This window comes from Pseudomonas sp. Teo4 (assembly GCF_034387475.1).
Classification (GTDB): Bacteria; Pseudomonadota; Gammaproteobacteria; order Pseudomonadales; family Pseudomonadaceae; genus Aquipseudomonas.
The window spans coordinates 1501855-1518905 of record NZ_JAXCIL010000001.1 but is presented as its reverse complement, the minus strand read 5'-3'; the positions used below and the strand labels follow the sequence as shown (position 1 = coordinate 1518905).

Annotated in this window: 14 protein-coding genes; 5 read left to right on the top strand and 9 right to left on the bottom strand. The window is 60.2% G+C overall.

The window, feature by feature from the left end; all coding sequences use genetic code 11:
• Positions 1 to 46: 46 nt before the first annotated feature.
• A complete protein-coding gene (galE, locus tag PspTeo4_RS07035; protein WP_322362985.1) occupies positions 47 to 1009 on the top strand; it encodes a UDP-glucose 4-epimerase GalE in 963 nt (320 codons plus the stop codon).
• A gap of 26 nt (positions 1010 to 1035) precedes the next feature.
• On the opposite strand, the gene PspTeo4_RS07030 is transcribed toward galE, so the two are convergent.
• The 7 genes from PspTeo4_RS07030 to PspTeo4_RS07000 form a co-directional block, all read right to left on the bottom strand.
• Positions 1036 to 1842, bottom strand: coding sequence for a CpsD/CapB family tyrosine-protein kinase (locus PspTeo4_RS07030; protein WP_322362984.1), 807 nt, complete (start codon positions 1840 to 1842; stop codon positions 1036 to 1038).
• 12 nt (positions 1843 to 1854) lie between these two features.
• Positions 1855 to 3417, bottom strand: coding sequence for a GumC family protein (locus PspTeo4_RS07025; RefSeq protein WP_322362983.1), 1563 nt, complete (start codon positions 3415 to 3417; stop codon positions 1855 to 1857).
• Positions 3418 to 3437: 20 nt separating this feature from the next.
• Positions 3438 to 4553 (bottom strand): hypothetical protein, encoded by a 1116-nt coding sequence (locus tag PspTeo4_RS07020; RefSeq protein WP_322362982.1) that lies wholly within the window; start codon positions 4551 to 4553, stop codon positions 3438 to 3440.
• Between the two features lie 26 nt (positions 4554 to 4579).
• Complete coding sequence (locus PspTeo4_RS07015) at positions 4580 to 5137, bottom strand: polysaccharide biosynthesis/export family protein (RefSeq protein ID WP_322362981.1); 558 nt, start codon at positions 5135 to 5137, stop codon at positions 4580 to 4582.
• Positions 5138 to 5422: 285 nt separating this feature from the next.
• Positions 5423 to 5599, bottom strand: a complete 177-nt coding sequence (gene eppA / locus PspTeo4_RS07010) for an EPS-associated small membrane protein EppA (protein ID WP_322362980.1) — start codon at positions 5597 to 5599, stop codon at positions 5423 to 5425.
• Between the two features lie 555 nt (positions 5600 to 6154).
• Positions 6155 to 7264, bottom strand: a complete 1110-nt coding sequence (locus PspTeo4_RS07005; protein ID WP_322362979.1) for a glycosyltransferase family 61 protein — start codon at positions 7262 to 7264, stop codon at positions 6155 to 6157.
• Between the two features lie 71 nt (positions 7265 to 7335).
• Positions 7336 to 8484, bottom strand: coding sequence for a hypothetical protein (locus PspTeo4_RS07000; RefSeq protein ID WP_322362978.1), 1149 nt, complete (start codon positions 8482 to 8484; stop codon positions 7336 to 7338).
• Positions 8485 to 8930: 446 nt separating this feature from the next.
• Here PspTeo4_RS07000 and PspTeo4_RS06995 point away from each other — a divergent pair, with 446 nt between their 5' ends.
• Positions 8931 to 9104, top strand: coding sequence for a hypothetical protein (locus tag PspTeo4_RS06995; RefSeq protein WP_322362977.1), 174 nt, complete (start codon positions 8931 to 8933; stop codon positions 9102 to 9104).
• Positions 9105 to 9153: 49 nt separating this feature from the next.
• Here PspTeo4_RS06995 and PspTeo4_RS06990 read toward each other — a convergent pair whose 3' ends face one another.
• On the bottom strand, positions 9154 to 11397 hold the full coding sequence (locus PspTeo4_RS06990; RefSeq protein ID WP_322362976.1) for a putative bifunctional diguanylate cyclase/phosphodiesterase: 2244 nt from the start codon (positions 11395 to 11397) through the stop codon (positions 9154 to 9156).
• Positions 11398 to 11537: 140 nt separating this feature from the next.
• On the opposite strand from PspTeo4_RS06990, the gene PspTeo4_RS06985 reads away from it, so the two are divergent.
• The 3 genes from PspTeo4_RS06985 to PspTeo4_RS06975 all read left to right on the top strand — a co-directional run bounded on the left by PspTeo4_RS06985 (position 11538) and on the right by PspTeo4_RS06975 (position 15121).
• Positions 11538 to 13157 (top strand): NADP-dependent glyceraldehyde-3-phosphate dehydrogenase, encoded by a 1620-nt coding sequence (locus PspTeo4_RS06985; protein ID WP_322362975.1) that lies wholly within the window; start codon positions 11538 to 11540, stop codon positions 13155 to 13157.
• A gap of 244 nt (positions 13158 to 13401) precedes the next feature.
• Positions 13402 to 13869 (top strand): VOC family protein, encoded by a 468-nt coding sequence (locus PspTeo4_RS06980; RefSeq protein ID WP_322362974.1) that lies wholly within the window; start codon positions 13402 to 13404, stop codon positions 13867 to 13869.
• 76 nt (positions 13870 to 13945) lie between these two features.
• Positions 13946 to 15121, top strand: coding sequence for a hypothetical protein (locus PspTeo4_RS06975; RefSeq protein WP_322362973.1), 1176 nt, complete (start codon positions 13946 to 13948; stop codon positions 15119 to 15121).
• A gap of 331 nt (positions 15122 to 15452) precedes the next feature.
• On the opposite strand, the gene ilvA is transcribed toward PspTeo4_RS06975, so the two are convergent.
• Entirely contained in the window at positions 15453 to 17015 is a 1563-nt protein-coding gene (gene ilvA, locus PspTeo4_RS06970; RefSeq protein WP_322362972.1) for a threonine ammonia-lyase, biosynthetic, read from the bottom strand.
• Positions 17016 to 17051: the final 36 nt, after the last annotated feature.

Sequence of the window (17051 nt, the reverse complement as noted above, 5' to 3'; positions counted from 1 at the left end):
CTGTATTGGCAGGCACTCAACACTGAATCTGTTCCAGGAGGATTGGATGAAGTACTTGGTTGTCGGAGGCGCAGGCTACATCGGTTCGCACATGGTCAAGCACTTGGCGGACGCAGGTCATGAAGTGGTGGTGGCGGATATCGTGAAAACCCGCCCCGATATCAAATGGGCGGGGCTGGACGTTGCGGACAAGCACGCCCTCGAGGCCCTGTTCTGCGAATACCACTTCGATGCCGTTTTCCACTTCGCCTCCCACATCCAGGTGGGCGAGTCCGTCACTGACCCGGCCAAGTACTACCAGAACAACGTGGCGGCGACTCTGACGCTGCTGCACGCGATGGTAGGGGCCAACATCAAGCACCTGATCTTCTCTTCCACCGCCGCTGTCTATGGCGACCCACAATACACGCCCATCGACGAGAAGCACCCCAAGGCGCCGATCAACCCTTACGGGCGCAGCAAATGGATGGTGGAACAGATTCTCGAAGACTTCGACCGGGCCTATGGATTGAAGTCGGTATGCCTGCGTTACTTCAACGCAGCCGGCGCAGACCCCGGCGGGCAATTGGGCGAATGCCATGAACCGGAAACCCACCTGATTCCACTGATTCTGCAGGCCGCTTCAGGGCGACGCGATGCCATTACCGTGTTCGGTCAAGACTATGACACCCCCGATGGCACGTGCATCCGCGATTACATCCACGTCAACGACCTGGCCTCGGCGCACGCGCTGGCCGTGGATTACCTGCTCAAAGGTGGCACCAGCACGGTGTTCAATCTGGGGAACGGCCAGGGGTTTTCGGTCCAGCAGGTGATCGACACCGTCCGCGCGGTAACCGGCCGTGAAATCAACGTCAATCACGCACCTCGTCGAGCCGGTGACCCACCGACCCTGGTCGCCGACGCTGGCAAGGCAGAATCTATCCTGGGTTGGAAACCGCAATTCACCGCGCTCGAGCAAATCGTGTCCCACGCCTGGAATTGGGAACAGCAATACCCCTGGCACTGAGGAGTGCCAGGGGTATTGCGCAGCCTTCAATAGTAGGAGTGCTTCTGCGGTTCAGCCTTGTTCAACACTGCCCCGATCAGGTTGGCGTTGCCCAGGTGGTACAGGCAGTCCTCGATCTCTTTCTTGCTGTTCTGACCGTTGGCTACCACCAACAGCACGCAATCGAACTTGGGCATCAAGGTGATGGCGTCGTCCGAGCTCAACAACGGTGGCAGGTCGAAGATGCAGATACGTGAGTCGTAACGGTCGCGCAGGTCGCCGATCAGCCCGGTCACCTTGGGCGAAGACAGCACCTCGGTCGACAGCGGAACGGGCTCACGGGTCGGCAATACCACGAAACGTGGAAGCGTCGGGTTGACCAGGACCTCTCCCAGTTCGGCCTTGCCGGCCAGCAACTCGTTCATGGCCTTGCCCATCGGCAACCCCAGGCTGGCGCCGACCCTGGGGCGACGCAGGTCGAAGTCCACCAGCAGTGCCGTCTTGGTGGTGTGGTGGGCAATACTCATGGCCAGGTTGATCGCCAGTACCGTCTTGCCCGCCTCTGGCGTCGGCGAGGTGATGGCCAGCGTGCGCCAACCGTTTTCTTCCATGGCCTGCAGCACCTGGGTGCGCAACAGGTCGAACGCCCAGCTCATGTTCGAGTTCTTGTTGTACGCCACGATACGATGGCGCTCCAGGTGCTCTGGCCGCAATGGCACCACAGTAGTTTGTATGTAGTCGAAAGGTACGAGCGCTCCAGAAGGGTCGGTCGTTGGCGCAGGTTGCGACGTCTCCGAGGTGCTGGGCGATACCTGATGCAGGTTTTTTCCAATAGCCGGCGTAATTCTGTCCATCGCTGCTGTTCCCTATTCAAACCGAGCCATAGCTTTGAAAAGCAGTAGGTCCAACGGCATGTAGAACAAATGGACCATCGCTAACATGATAGCAACCAACAGCAAACCGGCGACTATCACCAGGGTTCGCCATCGCCTGCGTTGGGCCAGCTCGGCCTGGGTGGAGATAAACGGCACCGCAACCAGCACACGCTTGCCCACTACGTTCTCAAGGGCGCCGACACCGCGTACACGCTGATTGAGCATTTCCAGCAACATGATCAATGCACCGCCACCGGCCGGCGCCAACACCACGCCCAGGGCGACGATTTTCTTGCGGTTGGGTTTGACCGGTTTCTCTGGCATCAGCGGCGGTTCCAGCAGTACGAAACGCTCCGCCTTGTTTTCCTGTTCCAGGCTTTCGGTAATTTTCGCGCCCATTTCCTTGGCGCGAATCTCTTCATACTTCTTGCGCGCGTTCTCGTGGTCACGCATCAAGGTCACCAGGCCGCGCTCGACTTGAGGCGCTTCAATGATTTCCTTCTCGTAACCTTCCATCTTCTGCGACAGCTGACGCTTTTGTTCGGCCAACGAGGCAATGCGCGACTTGGCCGCCTCGATGCGCGTGCGTACGCGGGCGGCATCCAGGTTGGATTCCGCCACCGCAACGCCGTTGCCTCCGGTCGACTCAAGCGCTTGAATCTTGCGTTTGACCGCCTGCACATCGGGGTGGGCGTCCTTGTACTTGCCCAGCAGCCTGGCGTACTCCGCCTTGAGGCTGGCCAGGTCCTGCGGCTGCTCCGCCGCGGGCCTGCCGGTTTCCATCCTGGTGGTCAGGCCGGCATTCGCCGCGGACAGTTCCAACTCCAGGTAGCGCAGCTCTTCCTGAGCAGCCTTGTAGTCACGGTCGACCTCCCTGAATTCGAGTTCAGCCCGCGACAGCATGCTCATGCGCAGCTCTTGATGCTCTGGCAAGGCATTGGAATGGGCCTGCTTGAAGTCGGCCAGCTGGTTCTCCAGGCTTGCCAGCTCCGAACCCAGCTTGTTCGCTTCCTGGGTCAGGAACTCAGTGGTCTCGCTGGCCCGCTCGGTACGCTGCTTGAGGTTTTCATTGAGAAACAGCGTGACCAGTTCGTTGGCCACTTCCTTGGCCACATCCGGGCGCTTGTCTTCATAGGACACATTGAACGCGACCGTCGCCTCGCCGCGCCCCTTGACGAAGGTGCTGAGCGTGGCCACCACGATCGCGGTGCGCATGTGCTCGATTTTGTCCGACTCGGTGTAGCGCTTGCCCTTGTCGGCAAACAGGTTGTACTTGTTGATGATCCGCAGCAGGTTCTCGCGGGTCATCACCCGCTGGCGAATCACCTCGATGCGCTCATCGGCGAAGCTGTTGTTGTTCGCCGACACCAGGTCGGGCGAAATCTGCTGCGACTCCACCAGAATGGTGCCGGTCGACTGATAGATGGGCGGGACCGTGACAGCGACTGCCACGGTTACCGCAAGAATGACGACGATACTGACCCCCAACAGCAGGGCTCGATCCTTGATGATTGAAATGTAATCTTTGAGGGACAGCTCGTATTCAGACTTCATAGAGGCCACCGCGCTGAAATTCAGAGGTCGGGTAATCTATACGTCAAGGTCATTCCAATGATGGTGCCAGTTGCATCCGGCACGTTGTCTTGCTGACGTTCCTTGTACATCAACGATAGGCGCAGATCCCAAAAAGGCGAAAGCTCGTGGCTTGCCCATGCGCTGTAGCCTTGCAAGGTGTTCGGCGTGCTGCCCTTGGCGTCTTGCCAGGAGGCGTCCAGGCCCACCCGGGTGAGTTCGCTGACGGCATAACTCAAGGTTCCCCGCAGTGCGTCCACCTCGGTAAAGCCTCCGGATGCACTGGCCATGGTGCTTCGCTCGGCACTGAAAATCGCGTCGGTACGCACACCTGTGTAGCGCAACGAAACGCCCCCTTCCCCACGTCGGCCGCCGTTATCGCCGGACACCTCGTTCACACCCACATGCACATCACTGGTGAACCGCTCGGAGAGCTGGTACTTCACGCCCACCCTCGGTGTATAGCTGTTGATGGCAGACGACGTCGTGTCGTCCTGCGGCTCATAGCGTCTCGCGATGAAGCTGGTGTAGAGGTCGGTACGTTCACTCCAGTTGTAGGTCCAGGTCAGCACGTTCGCCAGCTCGTCATAACCGGTCAGTGTCGCGAGGTCGTAACGGGCATGGGAGTAAGAGGTTTCGTTGGACAACGTATTGCGTTCGGTGATCGTGTCACTCCAGTTCGCCGACACCGTCGACAGCTTCTGCGTGCCATCGGTGGTCACCACGCCGGTATCCTGTACCAGGGCAGACAGCGTCGAACTCTCGTTGTAGTTCGCCTTCAGGCCAAAGCGGCCCCCTTCCGTCTCGCGCTGCCAGCCCAGGCTGATGTTGGGGTCTTCACGGTCCTTGATGATGGCCGTGTCCGATGAGCGCAGCACCTGCATGCCCAAGCCAAAACTGAACTCGTCACGGCCAAACGTGCCAACCAACCCAAAGTCAGGCGCAATGATCGTGCGCGTGACTGCCTTCTCGTCAGACGTCAACAGCAAGGGGTTGCTGTCGTGCTCGACCGTAGTCGGCACGGCGACCGAAGAGTGCCAGATAGCGGCATGAACCATTCCGGAGTACGGCAAAATCAAGAGTGCTGTCGCAACACCCGTGTTTCTAAGAAGCGGCATTATGGGCCTTACTGCACATGGCAAGATCAAGGAACGATCAATGTGTCACCAGCTTGCAGTTGGAAATTGGTGGACATGTCGCGCCCAGACACCAAATCCTTGTAGCGCACTGGCAGTACTTTTTGTGAATCGCCATTGCGGCGAATTACTTTTATATCACCTTCGTCCGCAAATTTGTCCAGGCCGCCTGACATGCTCAGCGCCTGCAACACTGCCGTGGGCCCCTCCATTTGAACCGGGCCAGGCTTGATCACTTTACCTTGCACGTAGACAAGATTGCCAGCAGTGCTGGTGATCACGACGCTGACATTCGGTTCGGCGAGAAAGGGTTCGAGTTTGACCTTGACCTTTTGCGCGACGGCAGTGGCATCGAGGCCTGCGACATCGACGCGCCCGGCCAGCGGGAAGGTGATACTGCCATCGGGCAGCACGGTGGTTTCCTGGCGCAGGGTATCTTCCTGCCAGACAGAAATCATCAACTTGTCGCCAGGGCTTAACAGGTAAGCGGAGTTACGATCTTCGGCATGGCTGGCACCGACCCCTGCCAGCAGCACGCAGAGCACAGAACACATCGAACGCACCATGGGGGATCCCTCCAGGCAAGTAGCCATGTAAAGAGCACTGTGTGAGAACAACGGACAACTTCTCGCTCCACGCCGCAGTCAAACCACCCACTGCGATGACCTCGACCATCCTGAAGGCCTTTGACTGCGACACAAACCACTTACTGCTGCCGGGCAACCTTCAGGTTGCTGGCTACTGGAATATAGCAATGGCTGGAGAATTGACAAGCTGTGAGTCTTTTCGCCAACGGCCTTGCGTCAAATGCCCGACAGGCACCCCAAGCCGTTGACTCCCCTATAAAAAAATCAAACTTTTCTTCTATTGGCGACCGCGACGAAGCCGATGACCGCAACCGCAAAAAGCCAACCTGCCGTCGCCAGCGGAATTACGTTCGCCTGGCTGATGTAAGAGTCGGCAGCGCGTGCTGCGCCACTCAAAAGTACCAATAAAAATATAGACTTAATGAACAGTGTCGAGCGCATGATCCCCTCCTGACAAAGAGGATAAACACGGGAAGGAAGAAGTTTTCTTAGCTGGTGATTGGAGCTTATGGGCACAATGATATTACGTCAATGATCCGACACCATAATAAAATTCAATGGACCAACCTCGACATCGTCAAAAACTTGCCAGCACAATTCTGCAGGGTTTTACGCGCTATACCCACATTGCTGAAAGTGTTGATTTCATTGTGAAACTTGCCAATGAATGCGCGCATGATCACGGCTCAATGCCTCGAATAAAGGCTCGGTGAGGTGGGCTTTTGCAGGGGCCAATGTGTTTCATCAGCGATAACCCAAATGCTAATCGTTGTACGTCCAACCAACATTTGACGCTGTTCCTATCGCCGGCATGGGGTGCATGGCACCGGCTTCGCCGGTGATCGCCGGCAAGCCGACTCCCACATGGTCCGCGACGTTCTCAAGATCATTGCAGTACCTGTAGGAGCCGGCTTGTCGTGGCGACGAACCGCGGCGATAAGGCCGGTACAGGCAGCACAAGACTGACCGCTGCCACCTGCTGCACTACCCGTTGTGCTATGACGGCAGCAAATCCAGCGTACGTTCAACCTCGTCGATGTCGATCTTGAACCCATCACCCTCTGGCGTCCCAACCACAAAGCCAAAATGCTGGTGATCACGATCGGTCATGAACTTGTAGTAGCTGACGAAGCGATTAGGCGGCTGTAGCGCCACCACCGAGCCCCCACCCTGCAGCACATTGAGGCCATGCACCAACTGGCTGCCTTCGACCCCCATCACCGTCTTCGCGCCGGCGCAGGCCGCCACGATGGTCGGCACATCGGTCTTCAAAGGGTTGATGATGCGAAAGCCACGGTGCTTGTGCAGGTGCTCGGCAACCGCGAGTTCGTTACGCAGTAGCCGCAATTCACCGTCACCCCCACGCAACAGGAAAACACCAGGATGAGGCTCGTGCGGCACATGGGATAGCAACTTCTCCCCCATGCCGCGATAACGCTGGTGCCTGTTGCGGTTGTTGCTCTGGTCGTCGAACAACACCAGTTCGCGGATGAACGCGTTGCGCAGGCGCAGCGGCTTCATCCCCAGCCAATCTTCGTAAGCCGGCGCCTGGGTAAACAACGGAAATTTGGCAGACGGCGCCGTGGTAATCGGCACCCCCTCGTTACAGGCCAATGGGTAGGTGACGCAATCTTCCATCAACCAGGTGCCAAACCACGAGTTGCCGTGCAGCGTGCAGTAGGCCGCCGCGCGCTCGATCTCATGTTCTATGACCACCCCCGGAAAATGTGTAGGCCGCAAGGACAGCCAGTGGCAGGCGTTGCCCTTGTACAAAGCGCCGTCGATCAACCATACATCCTTGATCAGGTAGCCTCGGGTGGCGCCCTGCTCAACGGTCAACCCGCCTTCCATCGTTCTGGCTGGGTGCTCAAAGGGGTGGAACTCCCAACCGGTTACACGCTCCAGCTGGTTGGGCAGGAAGAATGCGCGCGGCGACACAGTGGTTTCACTTGGCGCAATCTCCCAACTTTTCTCGGCAATACTTTTAAGATCGATTTCTGCCTGTCGGGCGAGCCTTTTTCTGGCGATGTACTTGTAGGCCGCGAGCGTCCATCTTTTTCGACCGATAGCAGGCGCGGCGCTGAATTGCGATACATCGCTTCCCATAGTGGTTGCTCCCAAGGTACCGGGGCTAATAGCCAAAGAATTCGTTGATCAATGCCTTTGTCTAACGCTAATCAGTTGGACAACACCCTTTCCATCTTGGGCGGGGACTGAACGTCGGCATAACGACTGCGCAGCTGTTCAACAAACTGTTCCGCCGCAGTCTTGGCGCCGTAGAGGTAGATCTTGTGCAAGCCGCCAAACACCATTTCCCGGTAGCGGCTGGCGAACTCTTCATCGCTCGGCCCGTCTGGCAGGCCCAGGTGAAGTGTCAACTTGTTGCCCTCGACCGCGAACAGAGGGGTATCCCACAAAAACCGGGCAATGCCGGTTTTAGGTAAACGTACGAACAGGTATGCATGGTTGCCGAAGGGGTCGACATCCCCGCCTCGTCGCCGCTTCCATTTCAGCAGCCCGTCATCGGGCCGTGCCAGGCACATGCCGATGTCGTAATAGTCGAAGCCATTGCCCAGCGCCCATTCAAGCGCCATGAATGTGGTGATCGAATTCACTTCCCGCAGTTTCTTCGCATCCGCGAACACCGCTTCGCAATAACCGAAGCGCACCGTGCTCCAGTACCGCTTGCCACCGCGAATGACTTCACAGCCCAGGTGGCAAGCCACGACCTCATCCCCCAGGGTGATCAAGTCGAGCCGGCCGAAGCCCCTGGCCAGGCGGAACACCTCCTCGGTGGGAATCTGCACGGCCCTGCTACCTTGCCGGGCGGTGGCATAAGGACGAAGCAACTGTGCGTCAGCCATGGCGATGTCTTCGTCGGAAACGGCCTGACGCATGCCGTACAGCGGCCGGTTCTTGCGAATGCTACGCCTCAACTCGCTGTCGTAGCGTGCGGTAATGTCTTCCAGCGACCGCCCCAGAGGCACCACGGCACTGAGGTAATGAGGCACCGACAATGCCCCCGAGGTGGGCATTTCGCTCACCACGACCACATGCCCGGAGGCAACAGGTGCCACCTGGCCGCCGTCCGCCTCCTGCTGCTCCTTGCCGGAGATCAGTACCTGGGCCAGCTCGCGCTGGTGTTTCCTGCCGATGTACAACACCTCATAGGGGCTGTCCTGCCCCAGTCGGAACCGGGTGACCTCCCAGCGCCAGAAACATGCCCGCCCCAACAGCTCACGTAACTTGTGTGAAGCGGTTCTGATCTCGAAACGCAGGGAAGGAGAGATGAGTTTGCGAGCCACCGCTGCCAAGGTCTCTTTCATTGCTTCTTCGACGTCCTGTGATGTTGTCTGTGGGCAGGTCAGAAAAAGATCCAGGTAAACCGCAAAACTTACACTCAAGCGCTTGATACGCATCACTTAATTAGAAAATAATGCGCTCACATTCAGAAATAATTAAAGATGCAAGGCCACCCCTTTGCAAGCGGCACTTTGACACCACGGAGTTCTATTTTATGGCGTCAAATTTTCTTTCATTGGGGCTTTCCTTGAATACCTCGGCTTATTGCCTGTTGCTCTGACGTTAAACCGCTCGTCGCTTCAACACCCCTGCTATTCTTTTGCCTAATGGCTTGGCTTGTCGTTTGCACAGGCGGTTTTCGCCGCCCAGAAAGACGACATTCTGACGCAGCAATGGCCAACCTTAATGCTCACCGACGCCTGAAGGGCGTCACCGGAGATGTAACGTGTCAACGCTTAGTGAAATTGCTATGAACCACGCCAAAATGGTCAAAGGGTTGGCAGAGCAAGCAGTAGAGCCGCCGGTGCGGCAGCCATTGGTTGTGGGAGGCTTCGATATCAGCACCCTCGACCTTACGCAGCACCACTGCAACGTCGAGGCCCAGGAACGCTACGCCGACCAGCCCTGCCTGGCCAGCCTGTAATCGCCAAGCCCTGCATCAGAGCAATCGTTTCGCCTGCGGCCAGCGCCTGTCATGCCCCCGACAAGTGCTGGCGTTGCGGATGCTGGAGCAACCAGCGCTGCAGTTCGGCAGCCGGCATCGGCCGCCCCAGCAGATACCCCTGCCCCTGATCACAACCGGTGTTGCGCAGGAAGTCGTATTGCGCCTGGGTTTCGATTCCCTCGGCCGTGATGCGATAACCCAAGGCATGGCCCAGGTCGACGATGGCTCGGGCCACTGCAACGGCATCATCGTCCTCGGGCAAGTCCTTGATGAACGCACGGTCGATCTTCAGGTGGTCGATGGGCAAGGCACGTAAATAGGCCAACGATGAGTAGCCGGTGCCAAAGTCGTCCACCGCCGTCGCAACCCCCATCGCCTGCAACTGGGCCAGCACCGCGCAGGCTTGCTGCTGGCTCTCCATCAGCAGGCTTTCGGTGATCTCCACTTCCAGCAGGCTCGGCGGCAGTGCATGCCGCTCGAGGGCCAGAGCGAGCGTGGAAACATAGTCGCTGCGCTCGATCTGCAGCGCCGCCACGTTGATCGCCAGCGGCCCAGGCAAGCAGTCACTGGCTCGCCACGCCGCCAACTGGGCGCACGCCAGCTCCAACACCCGCTCACCCAAAGGAATGATCAACCCCGTACGCTCAGCCAGGGGAATGAACTCTCCAGGCGAGACCAGGCCGTGTTCCGGATCGCGCCAACGCAGCAGTGCCTCCACGCCTTCCAGCCGACCACTGAACAGGTCGAGCTTGGGCTGGTACCAAAGCTCGAACTCATTGTTCTGCAACGCCCGGCGCAGGTTGCGTTCAAGTTCCAGACGCTGTTGCAGGCGCTCGGTCATTTCCGGCAGGTAAGGCTGCCAGGCATTGCGCCCGCCCTCCTTGGCCGCATACATGGCGGTGTCGGCATGACGCAGCAGGCTGTCCGCGTCTGCGCCATGTTGGGGGCACCAGGCCAAACCAATACTGCCAGTCACCAGGCCGGCATTGCCATTGAGGTCGAAAGGCCGCTGCAAGCAACGCAACAGCGCACGTACTTGCTGATTGACCTGCCCCTGGCTGCCTTGAAGCATGAACACGAATTCATCGCCGCCCAGGCGGCAGACCCGGTCGGCACTGTCGAGTTCCTGCAGAAAGCGCGCGGTGGCCTGCTGTAGCAGCAGATCGCCCATGGGGTGGCCGAGGCTGTCGTTGACCTGCTTGAAACCGTCGATGTCGAGCATCAGTACTGCCAGACCGCTGCCCTGGGCGATGGCATGGGTCAACTGCTGCTGAAACAGCACACGATTGGGCAGCCCGGTGATGGTGTCGTAGTGGGCTGAGCGCTCCAGCTTGGCCTGGGATTGATGAAGCTCCCAGTTGCGCTGCTGCAACAACCGTTGCTTGCGGCTCAGCTGCGAGATGCACAGCGTGAACAGCCCGGTGCAACCCAGCGCGAACAGGAACAAGGGGGATGCGAGTATCCCCGGGAACAGCGGCCAGCCCTGAAGTGGCGCGGCCACCAGTTGCCAGTGCCCGCCCGGCACTTCCACCGGCAGGCTGAGCAGCGGCCGCTCGAACAGCCCGGCGTCGCCCCAGATCAACGCCCCTTCACCGCCTTTGCCATCCACACCACGCAAGGCGATGGCGATGTCCAGGTCCGGCCGCAAGCCGGCGGAGACCAGCAGCCGCTCCACATCGGCCACCACCGACACGTTGCCCCAATACCGTTTGCCGCCTTCGTGGTCACCCACGAACACCGGCCGCCGGTAGATCAAGGCGCTCCCGCCTTGGCGCAGTTGCAACGGGCCAGCCAGGACGGGCTGTTGCCGCTCCCTGGCCGCCTGCACCACCGGGTATTGGTCAGTCAGACTGCGCAAATCCAGGCCCAATACCATCTGATTACCCTTGCGCGGATAGACGTCCCTGATCACATCGCCTGGGGCCAGCGCCACATGGCGCATGTAAGGCACCGACGCCAAGGCTTCACGGGCCATGCCCCGAAAGTGCTCAGGGCTGATATCGCCATCGGCGGCAATCAACTGCGCAATACCCTCGGTCTCGCCGAACGCCGCTCGCAGTTGCGCCTCCAGCGCTGTGCGCACACCCGAAAGCTGCGCAGTCATGGTGCTGATCTGGTCGCTGTGTTCGCGCTGTACATCCATCCGGCCAAGCAGTACGGACAAGCCGATTCCGACCAGAGCGAAACCGATGGGCAATAAACGGCCCGCATGACGGCGAGTGGCCGGCGACGTTGGGGCCTGTTCGTCTGAAGAAGGGTAGAAAATGCTCATGGGCCCGCTGATGGAAGTCGATTGACCCTATATCGGCGCAAACCCGGCAATGTTGAGCCAGACTGGTGTTTTTCTTCTGGTGGGTGCATGCTCAGTTGCTGAAGCGTTTCACCCTGCCAAATACGTGAGGTGCAGTACCCATGGACCGTCTGCTCGAATCGCTGTTTCCTACCGCCGAAGACATCCCTGAAACATGGCGCCTGGGCGCACCGCTGGAACAGCGCGACTACCTCGTCAATGGTGAACTCAGGCGCTGGGACGGCCCGCTGGCCACCGTGCGCAGCCCGGTCTGGCTCAAAGAGGCCGACGGCGAACGCCAGGTCATCCTCGGCAGTGCCCCGCTGCTGGATGCCGATACCGCCCTCACCGCCCTCGATGCCGCGGTGCAGGCCTACGACAAAGGCCGAGGTGCCTGGCCAACCATGCGCGTGGCCGAGCGTATCCAGCACGTCGAAACCTTCCTGGCGCGCATGCGCGAGCAACGTCAGGCGGTGGTCAAACTGCTGATGTGGGAAATCGGCAAGAACCTCAAGGACTCGGAAAAGGAATTCGACCGCACCTGCGACTACATCGTCGACACCATCAACGCCCTCAAGGACCTCGACCGCCGCTCCAGCCGTTTCGAACTGGAACAGGGCACCCTTGGCCAGATCCGCCGGGCGCCGCTGGGTGTAGCGCTGTGCATGGGCCCTTACAACTACCCGCTCAACGAAACCTTCACCACGCTGATTCCGGCACTGATCATGGGCAACACGGTGGTGTTCAAGCCGGCCAAGTTCGGCGTGCTGCTGATTCGCCCGCTGCTCGAAGCCTTCCGTGACAGTTTCCCGGCGGGCGTCATCAACGTCATCTATGGCCGTGGCCGGGAGACCGTCAGTGCCTTGATGGCCAGCGGCAATGTCGATGTCTTCGCCTTCATCGGCACCCACAAGGCCGCCAGCGACCTGAAGAAACTCCACCCCCGCCCTTACCGCCTGCGTGCCGCATTGGGGCTGGACGCCAAGAACCCCGGTATCGTGCTGCCCCAGGTGGACCTGGACAACGCAGTGGAAGAAGCCATCACCGGCGCCCTGTCGTTCAACGGCCAACGCTGCACAGCCTTGAAGATCCTGTTCGTGCACGAAGAGGTGGTCGACGCTTTCCTGGACAAGTTCCAGCGCAAGCTTGCTGCCCTCAAACCCGGCATGCCCTGGGAGCCGGGCGTGGCGCTGACGCCGCTGCCTGAGCCTGGCAAAGTCGACTATCTCGATGGTTTGGTGGCCGACGCCACTGCCAAGGGCGCACGGGTTGTCAACGAAGGTGGCGGGCACAGCCGCGGTTCGTTCTTCTACCCTGCCCTGCTGTATCCGGTAGCGCCGAGCATGCGCGTCTACCACGAGGAGCAGTTTGGCCCGCTGGTGCCGGTGGTGCCTTATCGCGACCTGCAGACCGTGATCGACTATGTGCTCGACTCCGACTACGGCCAGCAGCTGAGCCTGTTCGGCAACGACCCGGCAACCATTGGCAGCCTGGTAGACACCTTCGCCAACCAGGTGGGGCGTATCAACATCAACGCCCAGTGCCAGCGCGGGCCGGACACTTATCCGTTCAATGGTCGCAAGAACAGCGCCGAGGGGACTTTGTCGGTGCACGATGCGTTGCGGGTGTTCTCGATTCGCACCTTGGTGGCGACCAGATTCCAGGAAGCCAATAAAGAATTGATCAGCGAGATCATTCGCAACCGGCAGTCGAGCTTCCTGACCACTGACTACATCTTCTAATGCCGAAAGCCGCCGGCACATGCGGGCGGCATAACGGTTATAGGGATTTGTTCTAGTTGCGCTGTCGATTTTTCGACCGTGAAAACGACTCTATGCAAGAGGTAACGTTGGGCGGGCCGCGCTGCGGCCCATCGCCGGCAAGCCGGCTCCCACATGGATCACGGTACTACCTGTGGGAGCCGGCTTGCCGGCGATTGGGTTGACAAGCAGCCCCCTTGCATCCACGTCGAAGGAGCGTAGAAAAATGACAGTCAAACCCATCCCCGAAGGCCAGCACAGCATCACTCCCTACCTGGGTATCAAGGATGCCGCCAAGGCCATCGAGTTCTACAAGAAGGCTTTCGGTGCCATCGAGATGTTTCGCCTCGAAGGCCCGGACGGTCGTGTCGGCCATGCCGAACTGAAGATCGGCGACTCTTCACTGATGCTCGCCGACCCCTGCGACATGGAAGGCAGCCTCAAGGCCAGCCAGACCATCAGCGCACCCGCCGTCGGCCTGCACCTGTATGTCGAGGACTGCGACAAAGTCTATGCCCAGGCCATTGCCGCCGGCGCCACTCAACTGCACGCGGTGCAAGACCAGTTCTACGGCGACCGTAGCGGCACGCTGAAAGACCCGTTCGGCAACATGTGGTTCGTGTCCACCCACAAGGAAGACCTCAGCGTCGAAGAAATCCGCGCCCGCGCCGCAAAAATGTTTGGCGGTAATTGAGTCGTCGCTCCGAGCTTGAGGTTGAAAGCCAGGCGCCTTTGCTTGAAGCTTGAGGCTCGTAGCTTGGAGCTGCTCAATGCGAATCATCGACAAGTCCGCCGCGCAGGTGCGCAGCCTTACGCCCGCCGAAGAGGAATTGCTGGTCGGCTTCGCCACCGGCACCCTCGCCGGCCCCCGCCTGCTGCAGGCCAATCAGTTTCTGATGAAAGTGCGCAGTGCCAACCAGTGGCTGGCCTGCGACTGTCGCAAGGATGCCTTGCCGGTACTCAACGTCACCCTCAACGGCAACACCGGCACGCTGTTTCTGAAGAACAACCCCGGCACCGCAGAGCACGCAGCAGGTTGCCCGTTCACCAAGGACGAACGCGAAGACGCCGCGCAAGACCAGGCCCCTAGCCCACCGGCAGCCTGGCTTGCACCGGATACACCGCTGCGCCTGATCGGCGACTACCGCAAGGCCGGCGAAACCAGTGAGGCGAACGAGCGACGCGAGCAACAGCGCTTGCTGTCACTTTTGCTGACCTGGATAGAGACCAGCGGCCTCAATCTGTATGCCACGCACCTGAAGAAAGACCTCACCGGCCAGTTCGCCGAACTGCGCGGCGTTGCCAGCCGCTATCCGTTGCTGGAGCGGGTTCCGGCCAGCAACTACTTGGAAACCCGCCTGGACATGAAGCACATGATGATGCTCAAGGCCCGGCTGCGCGAAGCCTCGGTGTTCGGCAACCACCGTCGCCATGGCCTGATGCTGGACTGTGTCGACCAGATCAAGGGCCGCAAGCTGTTCAACAACCGCAGCGAGGATGGCTTTGATTTCCAGGGTCACCATTTGTATTGGGGCGGCAGCCGCACCAGCGGGCCACTGCTGGCATTGGCGCTCTATTCGCCGACCACGGCCGGCAGCCATTTTTATGAATTGATTCACGTGGCGAGTGTGCCGGTGCTGTCACGGGCCCATATGTTCCCGGTGTATCGCGACGAAGAACGCGAGCCACTCAAGGCGCTGGTGTCGCTGATCGACTGGATGGCGAGCAAGGGCGTGAAGGTACAGATGCGCCGGCCGGTGATTGGTGGCCAGGTGATGGATGAGTTGGTGCTCACTTCTGACCAGGATCGGGTGTTGTCGGTGTCGCTGCTGGAGCAGCCGCTGGGGCCGGAACCTGAGACCGAGCATTTCAAGCGCTATGCCGACTTCAAGAGCCTGGAGACCTTCCGCAAGTATGTGGCGGGGTTTTTCATGCGGGAGCGTTAAAGTCCTTTTTGGGGGTGCTGGATGCTTGGCGGGAGAGGTGCTGCGCCCGTGAGATCGAGCGCCGCCCGCGCGGCGCATCGCGAGCAAGGCTCGCTCCTACGTTTGTTTCGGGCCAGTTTTTTCCTGTGAGATTTGCGCGCGAACGCTTTGGCGCACGACGCGATATCGAGCCGTGCAAACAAGGCGGCCGCGCGCGCCTGTCACAGGCGTTATTGGCCGTAAACAAACGTAGGAGCGAGCCTTGCTCGCGATGCGCCGCGCGGGCGGCGCTCGATATACGCATCACCTCTTAACACCAGGCAGGCACTTCGCTGCCCCTACATGCCCTGAATCACCCGAGAAACAACCGATAAGCCGGGTTATCAGTCTCATCCCAATACCGATACCCCATCTCCTCCAGCGCCTGCGGCAAGCTCGCCAGCTCATCGTCCGGCACTTCCAGCGCAGCGAACACCCGGGCCTCGGCCGCACCATGGTTGCGGTAATGGAACAGGCTGATGTTCCAGCGCTTGCCCAGTCGCTCCAGGAAGCCCAACAGCGCCCCCGGCCTTTCAGGGAATTCGAAGCGCAGCACCCGCTCGTTGGCACCCGGCGCGGCATGCCCGCCGACGGTGTGGCGAACGTGCAACTTGGCCAGCTCGTTATCGGTCAGGTCGAGCACGTTGTAGCCCTGTTCACGCAAATTGCTCAACAGTTGCTCACGTGGGTCGTGCAGCGGGTGCGTCTGTACGCCGACGAACAGGCGCGCTTCCTTACCCGGGTAGTAGCGGTAGTTGAATTCGGTGATCTGGCGCTTGCCCAGCGCCTGGCAGAACGCGCGGAAGCTGCCCGGCTGCTCGGGGATGGTCACGGCGATGATCGCTTCGCGCTGCTCGCCCAGCTCAGCGCGTTCGGCGACATGGCGCAGGCGGTCGAAGTTGACGTTGGCGCCCGAGTCGATCGCAACCAAAGCCTGGCCCTGCACGCCTTCACGCGCCACGTATTTCTTGATGCCCGCCACCGCCAAGGCACCGGAAGGCTCGGTGATCGAGCGGGTGTCGTCGTAGATGTCCTTGATTGCCGCGCACAGTTCGTCGCTGCTGACAGTGACCACTTCATCGACGAAGTGCCGGCACAGCTCGAAGCAATGGGCACCGATCTGCGCCACCGCAACACCATCGGCAAAGGTGCCGACCTGAGGCAGGATCACGCGCTCACCGGCTGCCATGGCGGCCTGCAGGCAGTTGGAGTCCTCAGGCTCGACGCCGATCACCTTGACCTCAGGGCGCAGGTACTTCACATAGGCGGCGATACCCGCCACCAGGCCACCACCGCCAACCGGCACGAAGATGGCGTGCAGCGCCCCCGGGTGCTGACGCAGGATTTCCATCGCGACGGTGCCTTGGCCTGCGATCACATCCGGGTCGTCGAACGGCGGCACGAAGGTCGCGCCCTCATCGTCCGCCAGTTTCAAGGCATGGGCCAGGGCATGGGGGAAGCTCTCACCGTGCAGCACCACGTGGCCGCCCCGCGAACGCACGCCCTCGACCTTCAGCGACGGCGTGGTGGTCGGCATGACGATGGTCGCCTTCATCCCAAGGTGCGACGCAGCCAAGGCCACGCCCTGGGCATGGTTGCCGGCCGAAGCGGTGATCACCCCACGCTCGCGCTGGGCAGTGGTCAGACGTGACAGCCGGGTGTAGGCGCCACGGATCTTGAACGAGAACGTCGGTTGCAGGTCTTCGCGCTTGAGCAACACCTGGTTGCCCAGGCTCGCGGACAGTGCCGGGGCTGGTTGCAGGGGCGTCTCGATGGCCAGGTCGTACACCGGGGCGGCGAGAATGCGCCGAACTTGTTCCGACAGCAGTTGCTGGGGGGTGACGGCGGTACGGGGGCTGACGCTGAGGTTGGTCATCGATGACTCCTGGTTGTTTTCACGTTGCCCAGGAGT

What these genes read in the sequence shown, in the direction of transcription:
- galE (WP_322362985.1), top strand. Translation starts at nt 47, where the DNA reads ATGAAGTACTTGGTTGTCGGAGGCGCAGGCTACATCGGTTCGCACATG.
- PspTeo4_RS07030 (WP_322362984.1), bottom strand. Translation starts at nt 1,842, where the DNA reads ATGGACAGAATTACGCCGGCTATTGGAAAAAACCTGCATCAGGTATCG.
- PspTeo4_RS07025 (WP_322362983.1), bottom strand. Translation starts at nt 3,417, where the DNA reads ATGAAGTCTGAATACGAGCTGTCCCTCAAAGATTACATTTCAATCATC.
- PspTeo4_RS07020 (WP_322362982.1), bottom strand. Translation starts at nt 4,553, where the DNA reads ATGCCGCTTCTTAGAAACACGGGTGTTGCGACAGCACTCTTGATTTTG.
- PspTeo4_RS07015 (WP_322362981.1), bottom strand. Translation starts at nt 5,137, where the DNA reads ATGGTGCGTTCGATGTGTTCTGTGCTCTGCGTGCTGCTGGCAGGGGTC.
- eppA (WP_322362980.1), bottom strand. Translation starts at nt 5,599, where the DNA reads ATGCGCTCGACACTGTTCATTAAGTCTATATTTTTATTGGTACTTTTG.
- PspTeo4_RS07005 (WP_322362979.1), bottom strand. Translation starts at nt 7,264, where the DNA reads ATGGGAAGCGATGTATCGCAATTCAGCGCCGCGCCTGCTATCGGTCGA.
- PspTeo4_RS07000 (WP_322362978.1), bottom strand. Translation starts at nt 8,484, where the DNA reads ATGAAAGAGACCTTGGCAGCGGTGGCTCGCAAACTCATCTCTCCTTCC.
- PspTeo4_RS06995 (WP_322362977.1), top strand. Translation starts at nt 8,931, where the DNA reads ATGAACCACGCCAAAATGGTCAAAGGGTTGGCAGAGCAAGCAGTAGAG.
- PspTeo4_RS06990 (WP_322362976.1), bottom strand. Translation starts at nt 11,397, where the DNA reads ATGAGCATTTTCTACCCTTCTTCAGACGAACAGGCCCCAACGTCGCCG.
- PspTeo4_RS06985 (WP_322362975.1), top strand. Translation starts at nt 11,538, where the DNA reads ATGGACCGTCTGCTCGAATCGCTGTTTCCTACCGCCGAAGACATCCCT.
- PspTeo4_RS06980 (WP_322362974.1), top strand. Translation starts at nt 13,402, where the DNA reads ATGACAGTCAAACCCATCCCCGAAGGCCAGCACAGCATCACTCCCTAC.
- PspTeo4_RS06975 (WP_322362973.1), top strand. Translation starts at nt 13,946, where the DNA reads ATGCGAATCATCGACAAGTCCGCCGCGCAGGTGCGCAGCCTTACGCCC.
- ilvA (WP_322362972.1), bottom strand. Translation starts at nt 17,015, where the DNA reads ATGACCAACCTCAGCGTCAGCCCCCGTACCGCCGTCACCCCCCAGCAA.